Annotated in this window: 11 protein-coding genes; 5 read left to right on the top strand and 6 right to left on the bottom strand. The window is 42.7% G+C overall.

All coding sequences use genetic code 11. The features are described 5' to 3' along the window. Positions 1–27: 27 nt before the first annotated feature. The 5 genes from FHS10_RS27035 to kduI form a co-directional block, all read right to left on the bottom strand. Entirely contained in the window at positions 28–1,056 is a 1,029-nt protein-coding gene (locus FHS10_RS27035) for a LacI family DNA-binding transcriptional regulator (RefSeq protein WP_259097131.1), read from the bottom strand. A gap of 23 nt (positions 1,057–1,079) precedes the next feature. Beyond that, a complete protein-coding gene (locus tag FHS10_RS27030; RefSeq protein WP_259097130.1) occupies positions 1,080–1,886 on the bottom strand; it encodes a hypothetical protein in 807 nt (268 codons plus the stop codon). 167 nt (positions 1,887–2,053) lie between these two features. Continuing rightward, on the bottom strand, positions 2,054–3,097 hold the full coding sequence (locus FHS10_RS27025; RefSeq protein ID WP_259097129.1) for a LacI family DNA-binding transcriptional regulator: 1,044 nt from the start codon (positions 3,095–3,097) through the stop codon (positions 2,054–2,056). Between the two features lie 201 nt (positions 3,098–3,298). Continuing rightward, positions 3,299–4,114, bottom strand: coding sequence for an SDR family oxidoreductase (locus FHS10_RS27020; RefSeq protein ID WP_259097128.1), 816 nt, complete (start codon positions 4,112–4,114; stop codon positions 3,299–3,301). 29 nt (positions 4,115–4,143) lie between these two features. Then, positions 4,144–4,974: a 5-dehydro-4-deoxy-D-glucuronate isomerase gene (gene kduI, locus FHS10_RS27015; RefSeq protein ID WP_259097127.1), complete on the bottom strand. Its 831-nt coding sequence runs from the start codon at positions 4,972–4,974 to the stop codon at positions 4,144–4,146. A 251-nt stretch (positions 4,975–5,225) separates the two neighbouring features. Here kduI and FHS10_RS27010 point away from each other — a divergent pair, with 251 nt between their 5' ends. Continuing rightward, positions 5,226–6,407 (top strand): acetyltransferase domain-containing protein, encoded by a 1,182-nt coding sequence (locus FHS10_RS27010; protein ID WP_259097126.1) that lies wholly within the window; start codon positions 5,226–5,228, stop codon positions 6,405–6,407. Between the two features lie 66 nt (positions 6,408–6,473). Here the strand turns inward: FHS10_RS27010 and FHS10_RS27005 are convergent, their stop codons facing one another. Beyond that, complete coding sequence (locus FHS10_RS27005; RefSeq protein ID WP_259097124.1) at positions 6,474–8,840, bottom strand: ABC transporter permease; 2,367 nt, start codon at positions 8,838–8,840, stop codon at positions 6,474–6,476. A gap of 228 nt (positions 8,841–9,068) precedes the next feature. Here FHS10_RS27005 and FHS10_RS27000 point away from each other — a divergent pair, with 228 nt between their 5' ends. The 4 genes from FHS10_RS27000 to FHS10_RS26985 all read left to right on the top strand — a co-directional run bounded on the left by FHS10_RS27000 (position 9,069) and on the right by FHS10_RS26985 (position 13,252). After that, positions 9,069–10,076: a polysaccharide deacetylase family protein gene (locus FHS10_RS27000; RefSeq protein ID WP_259097123.1), complete on the top strand. Its 1,008-nt coding sequence runs from the start codon at positions 9,069–9,071 to the stop codon at positions 10,074–10,076. After that, on the top strand, positions 10,063–11,013 hold the full coding sequence (locus tag FHS10_RS26995; protein WP_259097121.1) for a GNAT family N-acetyltransferase: 951 nt from the start codon (positions 10,063–10,065) through the stop codon (positions 11,011–11,013). Before FHS10_RS27000 ends, FHS10_RS26995 begins: the two co-directional genes overlap by 14 nt. Positions 11,014–11,153: 140 nt before the next feature. Beyond that, the gene (locus FHS10_RS26990) at positions 11,154–11,543 is read left to right on the top strand and encodes a LiaF domain-containing protein (RefSeq protein WP_259097120.1); all 390 of its coding nucleotides are present in this window, start codon (positions 11,154–11,156) and stop codon (positions 11,541–11,543) included. Positions 11,544–11,689: 146 nt separating this feature from the next. After that, positions 11,690–13,252 (top strand): M20/M25/M40 family metallo-hydrolase, encoded by a 1,563-nt coding sequence (locus tag FHS10_RS26985; protein WP_259097119.1) that lies wholly within the window; start codon positions 11,690–11,692, stop codon positions 13,250–13,252. Positions 13,253–13,440: the final 188 nt, after the last annotated feature.

Below are 13,440 nucleotides of genomic sequence, written 5' to 3'. Positions count from 1 at the left end.
AGGATAATATTTACGCAGATCGGGTAATTAATTATCGGTTTTTGTTACCGATGATTGCCTGATCCTGATAATGGCAGGAACAATGATCTTTTTCCTTTTACGATCTGCTTCGGTACTGTCTATCTGCTCTAAAAGCAGGTTCACCATTTGCTCTGATATTTGCGATATGGGTTGCGCCATGGCGGTGATACCGGGCTTAAACAGTTTAAACACATCATGATCGTCAAAAGAAATCACGCCCATGTTCCCGGGGATACTCAACTCCAATCTATCAAGCGCCTCAATACCCTTAAGGGTAAGATAATTTGTTCCAAAAAAAAGCGCGTCTATTTGTGGATTTTCGGTAAGGAACTGAACAATATCGTCAATACCGGTTTGATTTACCTTGGAAAAACTTAGCTTTTTGATATAAGATGTAAAACCGTGATCGGTAATAGCTTTTTCATAGCCCTGCAAACGGTCCTGCATTTGGGTTTGTTCAGAATCGAGCGTTACGAAGCCAATATTCTTATAATTATGCTCAATTAAATAGTTCACCGCTTTGCAGGCGCTTTCCAGGTTGTCAACTATTACCGTATCGGTATCGATTGTTTTATAATACCTGTCAAACAAAACCAGGGGGATACGCTCATTAAGCAAACCGGTGATATCACTTTCTAAACCCTCTGGCGGGCATATAATAAAGCCATCTACATGCCTGTCTCTGAACAGGTCTATCAGTTCGATGGCTTTGGCAGTTTGATTTTTGGTGCTGCCGTAGATGATCTTGTAGCCATGCTGATTCAGCAATTCTTCTACGTGGGCTGCCACTGTTGAGAAAAACGGATCGGCAATATCTTCAATAAGCAGGCAGATAATTTTGGTTTTACCGGTACGCAGGCTTTTAGCCAGCATATTGGGTTTGTAACCAATTTCTTCCACATACTTTAAAACCCGTTCGGTTTGGGCTTCACTTAAGCCAACCTGTTTTGATTTACCGTTTAAGATCAACGAAACGGTAGTGATAGAAATATTTAGCTGTGCAGCAATATCTTTAATGGAAACCTTTTTTTTCATTTACGCCGCGATATAAAATACGTCTATTGGGGGGCCGGTATTTGTTTTAACAACCAGGCCGATACATCATTTGCTGCCTTATCATTTTCAAAACGGACGGGCAGCCTCCCGTTTGTATACTCGTTGTATAACCAGGGATCGCCAACGGCCATCACTGTTCCTTTGCCATATTTTGCCGTGGCTATGATAACCACTCCATTCTTTTTTAGGGCCGCCTTTGCAGGGCCGCTGATTGCTATAGAGCATACGTCCTTCATGAAAATATTGCCCGCAGTGGCAAACATGGCGTTACCAGTGGTAACAATGGCGCCGTCATCAAAATGATCGTCATTTATCACGTGGTTTTGCAAATCGTTGTTAAAATGCATTCCAAACTTTGCAGCCAGGATATTAAAATGAGGCAGTTCCACATTGGCACTATCATTAGCCAGCATTACCAGTACTCCACCACCTTTTACCCATCTGGCAATAGCCGAGGCATCGTTTTCATTAATATAATTAGGATCGGGGTTTTCTTTTTTGGTATCCGGATCGACAATAATATATACCGCCGACTTTTTGAGGTTAGCTACGGTTGGGGCTTCGCCAAGGGTATCCAATGTTGCCCCCAATTTTTTAAAGGCATACCTCCATATAGAAAAACCTGTGTTTGCGGTTTCGTCCCACAAATAGTGAAAGCGTTGCTTTTGGCCATCGGCATTGGTGTGTACTTCGTGATTAAAATAATAATCTAAAGTAACTACCTGCGCGTTTGCTGAAAAACATGCAGGCAATACCAGAAGGCACCACAATAATATTTTTTTAAAAGATAACCTGTGATTCTGATTCATAATTACGACTTCGTTTTTTGAATTAATTATTTTAACAATTGGTTATCAAATATATTGCGGGGCATAGGCTTTACCAAAATATGAGCAAAGATAATTTACTACATCGTTTGCGTAGCAAGATAGCTTAAGAAATTGAAAAAAAGCCATTTGATTGAAAAAAAATCGTTTTAGAGGTTAAATTTGGTTGGTTGCGATGAGTCGCGGATAAAAACCTCGGTTGGCAGCACTATTGTTTCAAATTCGGTAACGGGTCGCCGGCTTTCTATTAAGTTAATAAGCATTTCGGTGGCCTTTTTACCCATTTCAAAACAAGGCTGGTATACTGTGCTCAAGGATGGGTTCATTACATCGGCCAGTTGGGTATTGGTAAAACCCAACAGCGCTATGTCAGTCGGGATCTGGTATCCCAGTTTGTGCAATAGTTTAAGGGTTGTGGTGGTGATCCTGTCAGACGCGGTAAAAAGGGCATCGGGCTTATCTGCAGATAAAAACAATTCGTTTAGCGCGTTTTCAATCTCGGGCACATCCTTGCCGCCATGCAGGCAGTATTTGATGTAATTTTCATTTACGGCGATGCCATGGTGCTCTAATGCAAGGCTGTAGCCTTTTAACCTTTCGGTAGTAATAGAAACATTGTGCGAACTGGTGATATGTGCGATTTTGTGATAACCAGCCTCTATAAGCTGCGTTGTGGCATCGTAAGCCCCTTTTAAATTATCGGAGGTTACTTTGTGGGTTTCGATCTGATCGCTCACCCTGTCAAAAAAAACAATAGGTAAACCTTGTTCGTGTAATACTTTGAGGTGGCTGATATCCTGGGTTTCAGTTGATAGAGAGATCAACAACCCGTCGATAGAACGAAAAGTTAAATGATGAACGTTTAACTTCTCCAATTCGTATGATTCATGCGTTTGGGTAACAAACACGTTGTAGCCCCTATCATAAGCCACAGATTCGATACCGTCAATTACCTGCGCAAAAAAGTTATTATCAAAAGTAGATACTACGATGCCTATTAATTTGCTGTTGCCCTGCTTTAAACTCTGGGCCATAGAGTTTGGTGTATAATTTAGGCGCTGGGCACATTCAAGCACCAGTTTTTTTGTTTTCTCGCCTATTTCGTGACTATCCTTCAGCGCTTTTGAAACCGCCGAAGTGGAGATCCCTAATTCCCTGGCAATATCTTTTATAGTAACAGCCCCAAACTTCATCAGCAGATCTTTAGATTTATTTCACAAGTTTAAAACTAATAGCTAAAAATGTGAAATAAACCTAAAATTTAAAGGGCTGCCCCCCGTAGAGACGCAATATTTTGCGTCTCCCGCGTGCAAATCGAATAAGCAAATGGGCTATGTAAATTCGCCCTGTATAGCGGGAGACGCAAAATATTGCGTCTCTACAGAAAAAGAAATCTACACCCCGCCAAATATCGAAAATCCCCCATCCACACAGATCATAGATCCGGTTACAAATTTTGAGGCATCGCTTAACAGCCATACCAATGCACCAATCAATTCATCGGGGTGACCAAAACGTTTAAACGGCGTTTGGTTAATGGCCAGTTGCCCTCTTTGGGTATATCCTCCATCGGGCGTGGTTAACAGGTTACGGTTTTGTTCGGTAAGGAAAAAGCCGGGTGCAAGGGCATTCATCCTGATGGCATCACCATACCGGTTAGCCAGCTCAACCGCAAACCATTGGTTATAACAATCAACCGCAGCCTTGCCAATATTATAGCCCAACACTTTGGTGATAGCACGTTTGGAGTTCATTGACGAAATATTGACGATGCTCCCTTTACCTGTTTGGGCGATAGCTTCGCCAAAAATCTGGGTAGGAATGATGGTTCCCCAGGTATTCAAATCCATAACGGTTTTCATGCCGGCTATGTTCATTTTAAAAATATCTTCATCGGGTTGTAAAACGCCTTGCGGCATGTTGCCCCCTGCCCCATTCACCAGGCCATCCAGTTTGCCAAAGGTATCCAACAGTTTGTTTTTTGCGGCTTCTAAATCAGCCTCATTCAAAACATCGGCAACCAGGGCTACTGCTTTACCACCGTTTTGGTTAATAGCTGCTGCGCGTTCTTCGGCAACCTGCGCGTTGCGGCCTAAAATACCAACCGCGCCGCCCGCGGCAACAATACCGTTTACAAAAGCATTGCCTAATATTCCTGTACCGCCGGTTACTACAATTACCTTACCGGCTAATGAGAAGTTATTTTCCACTTTAAAATTCTTTGTTAATTAATAATAATTTACCTGAGATCTGTAATGGCGATGGGGTCCATATCGGTATAATCGAGGTTTTCGCCGGCCATGCCCCATATAAAGCTATAGCTTGCTGTACCGCTACCCGAGTGGATACTCCATGGCGGCGACACCACCGCATCGTAATTATCCATAGTGATGTGCCTGGTTTCGTTACCCTCGCCCATATAATGGAATATCTTTTGTCCCTGCGGCACATCAAAATAAAAGTAAGCTTCCATACGGCGGTCATGCACATGCGATGGCATGGTGTTCCAAATACTGCCATCGTGCAAAATGGTTAAGCCCATCACCAATTGGCAGCTTTGAATACCCTCCAGGTGGATGTATTTATTAATGGTACGATGATTGGCTGTAGATGCCGAACCTAAAGTAACCTTTACGGCATCGGCATGGGTTAACAAAGTTGTAGGCTTTGGCGCGTGGGCAGGCGACGATAACATATAAAACACCGCAGGCGCGTCCGCATTTTTGCTTGCAAATTTTACACTTTTAATGCCCTTACCCAAATACAGGCAATCCAGCTTTTTCACTTCGAATGATTGTCCATCGGCAATTACAACACCATCGCCAGCAACGTTAATGATGCCTATTTCGCGGCGTTCCAGGAAATATCCGGCGCGTAAATTCGGGTAATTCGGCAGCTCCAGTTCGGTATCAACCGGGTTGGCAAAGCCTACTATCATCCTATCATAATGCGTATAAGTACAGTTAACCTGGTTTGGCTGCACCTGCTTATCTATCAAAAAGCGCTCACGAATGAGCCCGGTTTGATAGGTTTTAAAATCCTGGGGATGTACGCTGTGTAAAACTTTCAAGGCGGTATGTTTTAAAGATTCAATTTACAAATTGCAATTGTACAACCTTAACCATTATTTATGAAAGTATTGGTCTTTTATTTTCACTTCATCGTTATAGTGCAGGGCTACCATTGCCCATAAAGAAACTTAAACCTGCTATTTACAGCACAAGCATGTATCTCAAAAAAGTATATTATTTTATTTAAAATAAAGTGTAATTTCCCGTTGGTTATTACTGAATTACAAGCCCTTACCAATCACTTATTACAATGACATCAATTGCCGTTGCGCCGGTAAAAAACCGGATTACCTCCATTGATATTTTAAGAGGATTTATTATGCTGATCATGGCCATTGATCATTGCCGCGATTATTTTCACATAGGGCATCCCGATGCTACTGACCTGGCCATAACAACCCCTTTTTTGTTTTTCACCCGCTTAATCACGCATTTTTGCGCACCTACGTTTGTATTTCTGAGTGGCGTATCTGCCTATCTTGCCGGCACACGGCGCACAAAAGGGCAGCTTAGCGCCTTCCTTATTAAACGAGGTGCATGGCTACTGGTGGTAGAACTCCTGATTATCAATTTTGCCATGACACTCGATCCCGGTTATCACCTTTTTGTATTGCAGGTGATCTGGACCATTGGTAGCAGTATGATTTTGCTTGGGCTGCTGGTATTGGCACCACTACCTGTAACAGGCATCATTGGCATCATTATTTTCTTCGGTCATAACATATTCGATTATGTAAATGTTGGCTCCCTTGGACAGACATTTTGTTGGAAAATGATGGTTTCGTCGAAAGGTTTTGGTGAGTATTGGGCTTTAGATAAAACCCATGGCGTACTTATTGCTTACGCCGTGCTGCCGTGGACGGGCGTTATGCTTTTAGGCTACGTATTTGGTTCGTTATACAAAAAAACTGTTGAAGCGGCCCGGCGGCAACGCGTATTACTGTATACGGGAATTGTCCTGTTGTTGATTTTTGTTGTGTTAAGGGCATTTAATATTTATGGCGATCCAGCCCCGTGGTCGGTTCAAAAAAACACCGCATTATCCATCATTTCGTTTTTTAATGTCTCCAAATATCCCTGCTCGCTCCTGTACCTTTGTATGACGCTCGGCATCTCGATAAGCGCTTTATCACTTTTAGAAAATGCAGACAATAAGTTTACCCGGATTTTAATAGTATACGGCAATGTGCCTTTCTTTTACTACGTATGTCATTGGTACCTGCTCAGGGTTATTAACATCATTACTTTCCCCATACAGGGTTTCAAAATCAAAGATCTGATAGGCGCTTTTGATCCCCCTGCAGTTTATGGCTTTTCGCTGTTTGGGGTATACGTCATCTGGATTATTGTAATTACCGCCCTTTACCTGCCCTGCAGGTGGTTCAGCCAATACAAAAAAACGCATACCCAATGGTGGCTAAGTTATTTGTAGAAGCTAAAATCGCCGCGCAATTCAAATCCAATGACTGATGACGCGAAGCAAATGACCAATGACCAACTATTCGCTCCTCAAACTTTTAACAGGGTTTGCAATCGCCGCTTTAATAGCCTGGAAACCTACCGTAAGCACCGTAATGGCGATAATTGATAAGCCGGCAATGATAAATACCAGCGGACCAATATCTATACGGTAAGCAAAACCCTGCAACCATTGTTGCATCATGTACCAGGCCATCGGGAAAGCTATTAGTATCGCTATGGCTACCAGTTTCAGAAAATCCTGCGTAAGCATTAGCGTAATGCTGTTTACCGAAGCACCAATTACCTTACGGATGCCAATTTCTTTTTGACGTTTTTGCGCTGTAAATGCCACCAGACCAAACAAGCCCAGGCAAGAGATTAGAATGGCCAGAAATGAGAAATATTTTGATAGCGTTGAAACCCGTACCTCGGTTTCATATTGTTTTTGATAGGCTTCATCAAGGTAACCAAACGTAAATGGAAAACCTGGGTTATAGTTTTCGTACAGTTTTTGTATTTGCGCTATAGTTTCTTTTTGTTGTGTACCCTTCAGGCGTACCATGATCTTAAAATAAGGGCTGCTGCCCTGCGCCAACAATATAAACGATGGCCGCACAACTTCATGTAATGATTCGAAATGAAAATCCTTAACCACGCCAACAACCTGCACCGGGTTGTTAAAGATGCGAATAGTACGGCCAACGGGGTTTGTAATGTGCATGGCTTTAACAGCCGCTTCATTGATCATTACTTTACCGCTCTCGGCACCAAAACTTTTTGAGAATGAACGCCCTGCTGCCATTTGCATGCCCATAGTTTCAATAAAATTAAAGCCACCATAAAATCCTTCAAAATATACATCCAGGTTGGGGTTTTTACCATCCCAGTTAAGCGCGGCAGTACCGTAGTTACGACCAACCAGGTTATGTTGTGTAAAGCTTGCATTTACTACGCCGGGCAGTTTGCGCAGTTCGGCCGTAAATGCTTCTTCGTTACCGGCCAGTCTGCCTTCCGAGTCAAAACGGATCACGTTATCTTTATTATAGCCCGGCGTTGTCGACTGGATAAACTGGATCTGTTTATAAACCACCAATACCGATACGATCAATACAACCGATAACGTGAACTGGAAAACTACTAAACCTTTACGGGCAACCAGCTCAGCAAATGACGAGCTGAGCTTTCCTTTTAAAATAGCCAATGGATTGAATTTGGAAAGATAAAGTGCAGGGTAGCTACCGGATAGCAGGCCGGTAAACAGGGTGATCCCTATCAGCATCATAATCAGCTGCGTATCAAAGCGCAATTGAATATCCTTGCCGGTAAGCTGGTTAAACTGGGGTAATAATAACCAGGCAATACCAATGGCTATCAGCATGGTAAACACAGCCATCAGCACCGATTCTGATAAAAACTGGATGATGAGTTGGCTGCGGTCGGCTCCTACCACCTTTTTGATACCTACCTCTTTCATCCGGCCGGACGCTTTGGCGGTTGACAGGTTCATGAAGTTGATACAGGCTATCAGCAGTATAAATATGGCGATAATAGAAAACAACTTCACATACTCGCCCCTGCCGCCAACCCGCGAACCGTGATTAAAGGTATTTTGCAGGTAATTATCGGCAAAACGCATGGCAAAGGCGCTTCGGGTAGTATCGCCGCTCCCTTTTGAAACCACAGCTGCAATTTTTCGGTTCAGGGCATCAACATCAGTTCCTTTTTTGAGTAATACAAAATTATGCGGACCGCCATTTTCCCAGGTTTTTACCCAGGGCTGCACATCGGCCAGGTAATCAAATGATAGCACAAAATCAAACTGCTGCGATGAATGCACCGGCGTTTTTTCAAATACCCCCGATACAAAAAAGTTTTTATCGTGCTGAAACTTTACTGCCTTGCCAATAACGTTTTGTGTGGTGCCAAAAAGCTTCTTAGCCAGTTCGTCGGATATTACTATTTTGGTTTTCTCATCGAGCACTTTACTCTTTTCGCCATTAAGCATTTTGAAGGAAAAAATATTGAAGTAGTCTTTACCGGCGTACTGCCCGCTGGCTTTGAGGTTTTTATCACCAACGGTGAGCGTAAACTTTTGCCACCAATCTGCCGGGGCCACCGGGGCGGCATACAAAATCTCGGGTGCTATTAACTTAATAGACTCACTCACCAGGCCCGATGATTCATCGGTAAGTTGTTGGCCGCCGTTACCGGTACGGTGTTCCATTACCTGGTACACCTGGTCGTTATGGTCAAAAAATTGATCGTAGCTCAGCTCATCATGTACCCACAAATAAATTAACAAGGTACAAGCCAAACCGGCCGATAGACCAAGTACATTTAAAAACGTAAACTGCTTATCCTTTTTAAGGTTACGAAACGCGATCTTTAAATAGTTTTTGAACATAATGCTGAGTTTTAGGAGTTTAACACCGGACTACCGGAATCTAAAGCAGAAAATACCATGCCTTAATCACAAGTAATTTATAATCAAATACTTACATCAGTATACTTTGTAATTTATTGTATCGAAAGCGTACATTTGCCGTTCGTTTTTAATGTATAGTTTTTTCCGGACGAGTCTGTACAGGCAACCATTTGTACCGATAGGCGTATTGATTATATAAACACTCTTATGATCTACAGGATCCGCGCAAAACTTTACCGGGAAGCCAAGTACTTAAGCATGGATATAGGCTATGCGCTGGGGTTTTACGAGCGCTTTTTAAAAAACGCCAGGGGAAGCCGGATCATGATTTATCACGGTATTTGCCAAAAAAATCATACGTTGTTTAACCCTATATTTTTAACGGCCAAGGTTTTTGAAGCGCACCTGGCTTTGTATAAAAAGTATTGTAACGTAGTTTCTTTAGATGACTACTATAGCCAAAATTTCAGCAGTGATAAGTTTAACATCTGCATTACTTTCGATGATGGCTTTGCCAACAATTATAAATACGTGTTGCCCTTACTGGAGCAATACCAGTTGCCTGCCACTTTTTTTATAACCGGCATCCGAGATGCCGGCTACGATGTTTTATGGAACGATTTTTTAGGGATCGTAGGCAAATATGGGCCAGGCGCAATTGACTATAAAGGTGAGCAATATATTAAGGGACTGTATGATAAATACATTTCGACAATCGATGGGATCGGCTTGACAGAAAAACTCCGGTCGGCTGGTTTTAATGAAAAAGCGGAGATGATGGATGTGCTATATCCTTTAGTCCCCTTTAAAAGCAACAAAGCAGTTGAAGATTATTGGCTACAGATGACAACCGATGAAATCAGGAAATTAGCAGCATCGCCATTGGTGAATATTGGTGCACATGGCTATTACCATAATGACCTGGCGCGCGCCAATATCAGCGATGTTATGTGGGAGCTAAAATCGTCGAAAAAATTCCTTGAAAATATAATTCAAAAGCCGGTAAACAGCCTGGCTTTCCCTTATGGCAGCTATTCACAACCGGTGATTGACACGGCTAAAAATGCCGGCTACGGTCAATTACTGGCTATGGATTTTTTGTTAGATACAGATCAATACGATGATGCCATGCGCGAGCGATTCACCGTAAACCCATTTATATCGCCAATTAATCAGATGCACGCTACTATAACCCGCAGGTATGAGCAACATTGATAACAGTGGCGTCCTTTGCATTAACAAACTGAGCGCAGCCAACCTGGGCGATGTTACCAAATTGCACGCGGCCGTTTATGGCAAAACACCGGCCCCGGGATTTTTTGAACGCAAATACAATACGGCTTACGCCTCGGCTGAGCACATTGGTTTTATAGCCTACAACCGGCAGATTAAACCTATCGCTTTTTATGGGGTGATCCCATGTTTTATGCTGATTGACGGCAAGGAAGTATTATGCGCGCAATCGGCAGATACCATGACGCATCCTGATTATCGTAACAAAGGTCTTTTTGTTGAGTTGGCTAAGCGCACTTTTGAACTATGTACGCAATCCGGTATCAAATTTCTGTTTGGCTTCCCCAATCAAAATTCACTACCCGGTTTTGTTAATAAACTTGACTGGCAAATGACTGCGCAAATGGATTGTTTTGTGATACCGGTAAAGACCATTCCCCTGGCTAAACTTGTTGCAAAGTTGCCGGTATTAAAAAGGCTGTATACGGGCTATACTACCATGATTCTTAGAAAATATCGCTCGCCAAAATCAGGGATAAGCAGCACCGTTTTAAATGAGGGTTTTGATGGATTGAGCAGAAACGATGGTTACCTGCAAAATAAAACCTACTCGCATACAAAGGTGATTAGTATTAATAATGCTCAAATATGGATCAAAATAAACAGCGGCCTCATCATCGGTGATTTATCAGTAACACCGGCGAACTTCGCCGGGACAATTGACAATTTAATAAAACTCGCTCAAAAGCTTGGCTTGCAGCAAATACAGTATCACACCAGCCGTGGCACACAACTTCATGAATTATTTGCAGAACGCTATAAAGCCATAAATTCCTTTCCTGTTATTTTTAAAGACCTGGGAAGCGGAATCCCTACAGATAGTATCAGGTTTACCTTTGCTGATATCGATATTTTTTGAACGGCTAACCATAATTACCGGTCAATACTTTTTCACCGATATTTTCCCGGCTTTTACCGACAACTTTGTTCATCCCACAGACATACACTTTTTAGGGCGACGATAGTGCATACTTTTGTATCACATTAAACATCAAGCTCATGAATATTTTATCAGGAACAGCCATACAAAATGCCGATAGCAGCTTTAATACCACCACAATTTTCGGCGAAATAAAAAGGACCATCCTTTCAAAAGATTTTAAAGGCGGCAGTGTTAAAAATGTATTTGGCAGCACCGAGCTTGATTTTACCCATGCCGATATTATCGGCACAGCCATCTTAGATATTTCACAGGCCTTTGGCCAGGTAACCATAGCTATACCAATTGATTGGAGAGTTGAAAGTGACACTACGCACATCCTATCTGAAGTAGAAGACGACCGGAGCTACCTTGTACGCAAAAACAGATCAAGCAAAGTATTGGTGCTTAAAGGCCTTTCTGTTTTCGGTGCTGTTGAAATTGTGAATGAGTTAGAAGAGGATGATTAAATTCTTTGAGCTAAACGACATATATAATCACGCCCCTCTTATTCTATAAGCGGGATTTTTCATTTACAGGCATGGTTTTATGTAACAATTATTCTACCTGGAACCTGTTTGACAGTAAGCTCCCCGCTTTTTTATAAATTAGGTTCATGAAACACTTTAACACAAATTTGGGCTTCAATTTATGGCAAAAGGCACTGCCAATTGTTGCCGGCATGATGCTTTGCGGCGGCATTGCTGGCGCGCAATCAAGCAATCCTGTTATTAACAACATCATGACCGAAGAAACCAGCAGCTCACAGCTGGAAAAACTGGCACATGAGCTATTTGATGGTATCGGGCCGCGTTTAGTGGGTACACCACAAATGAAGCAGGCCAATGATTGGGCAGTAGCCAAATATAAAACCTGGGATATACAGGCCCATAACGAAAAATGGGGCGAGTGGCGCGGTTGGGAACGCGGCGTTTCGCATATTGATATGATTTCGCCCCGTGTAAAATCATTAGAAGGTACGCAATTAGCATGGAGCCCCGGTATGGGCAATAAAACAGTTACTGCCGAGCTGATCATTTTACCTGATCTGGCCGATTCTGCTGCTTTTCAGCAATGGTTGCCAAAGGTTAAAGGCAAGTTTGTCATGATCTCCATGTGCCAGCCAACTGGTCGCCCGGATTACAACTGGACGGAATTTGCCACCAAAGAATCATTTGATAAAATGAAGGCCGACCGTACTACCCAAACGGATGCCTGGAAAAAACGTATTAGCAAAACCGGTTTTAATAATAAAACCTTACCGGTAGCACTTGAAAACGCGGGCGCAGCGGGTATAATTACCAGCAATTGGTCGGCAGGATTTGGGGTTGATAAGATTTTTGGCGCTTATACCAAAATAGTGCCTACGGTTGATATTGCCCTGGAAGATTACAGCATGCTTTATCGGCTAACTGATGGCGGCCAAAGCCCTAAAATTGCTATCCACTGCGAATCAAAAGAGCTTGGCGTAGTACCAACCTTCAATACCATTGCCGAGATTAAGGGCAGCGAAAAGCCAAATGAGTACGTAATGCTATCGGCACATTTTGATTCATGGGACGGTGGCACCGGTGCAACAGATAACGGCACAGGTACGTTAACCATGATGGAGGCCATGCGTTTGCTAAAGAAATTTTACCCGCACCCAAAACGTACCATTTTAGTTGGCCACTGGGGCAGCGAAGAAGAAGGATTAAACGGTTCACGCGCGTTTGTTGAAGATCATCCCGAAATTGTAGCAAACCTGCAGGCTTTGTTTAACCAGGATAACGGCACCGGCCGTGTGGTTAATATTGGCGGCCAGGGTTTTGTTGAATCAAAAGATTACTTAACCAAATGGCTTGCAGCAGTGCCCGATACCATTAAAAACAGGATAAAAACCAATTTTCCAGGAACTCCAGGTGGTGGTGGATCTGACTTTGCTTCGTTTGTGGCTGTCGGCGCACCTGGGTTTTCATTAAGCTCGCTTAACTGGTCGTACGGTGCTTATACATGGCATACCAACCGTGATACTTACGATAAGGTGGTTTTCGACGATCTTAAAAACAACGCGATTTTAGCGGCAATTATGACTTACATGGCCAGCGAAGACCCGGTTAAAACAACCAATACCAAAACAGAGGGCTTAAAATGGCCTGTTCAAACCAAGGCCACACGAAGGGGCGGATTGGATAAATAGTTTTTTTGGAATTAAGGAGAAAGGATTTTTGGACAAAAGACTTTTGGACAGAAGAATAAGGACTCTTTTTATTCGACAGCCCCTTAAATATATCTAAAAGAGGCCGTATCATAATTCAAATGATGCGGCCTCTATGTTTGCAACGTATTGGCTCCATGTTTATCTGTTTTCGTTGAATTTCTCAGCAA

The organism is Mucilaginibacter dorajii (assembly GCF_024808255.1).
Taxonomy (GTDB): domain Bacteria; phylum Bacteroidota; class Bacteroidia; order Sphingobacteriales; family Sphingobacteriaceae; genus Mucilaginibacter; species Mucilaginibacter dorajii.
The sequence above is the reverse complement of the archived record's forward strand: the minus strand, read 5'-3'. Positions and strand labels throughout refer to the sequence as shown.

What these genes read in the sequence shown, in the direction of transcription:
- FHS10_RS27025 (WP_259097129.1), bottom strand. Translation starts at nt 3,097, where the DNA reads ATGAAGTTTGGGGCTGTTACTATAAAAGATATTGCCAGGGAATTAGGG.
- FHS10_RS26985 (WP_259097119.1), top strand. Translation starts at nt 11,690, where the DNA reads ATGAAACACTTTAACACAAATTTGGGCTTCAATTTATGGCAAAAGGCA.
- FHS10_RS27000 (WP_259097123.1), top strand. Translation starts at nt 9,069, where the DNA reads ATGATCTACAGGATCCGCGCAAAACTTTACCGGGAAGCCAAGTACTTA.
- FHS10_RS27010 (WP_259097126.1), top strand. Translation starts at nt 5,226, where the DNA reads ATGACATCAATTGCCGTTGCGCCGGTAAAAAACCGGATTACCTCCATT.
- FHS10_RS26995 (WP_259097121.1), top strand. Translation starts at nt 10,063, where the DNA reads ATGAGCAACATTGATAACAGTGGCGTCCTTTGCATTAACAAACTGAGC.
- FHS10_RS27030 (WP_259097130.1), bottom strand. Translation starts at nt 1,886, where the DNA reads ATGAATCAGAATCACAGGTTATCTTTTAAAAAAATATTATTGTGGTGC.
- FHS10_RS26990 (WP_259097120.1), top strand. Translation starts at nt 11,154, where the DNA reads ATGAATATTTTATCAGGAACAGCCATACAAAATGCCGATAGCAGCTTT.
- FHS10_RS27035 (WP_259097131.1), bottom strand. Translation starts at nt 1,056, where the DNA reads ATGAAAAAAAAGGTTTCCATTAAAGATATTGCTGCACAGCTAAATATT.
- FHS10_RS27005 (WP_259097124.1), bottom strand. Translation starts at nt 8,840, where the DNA reads ATGTTCAAAAACTATTTAAAGATCGCGTTTCGTAACCTTAAAAAGGAT.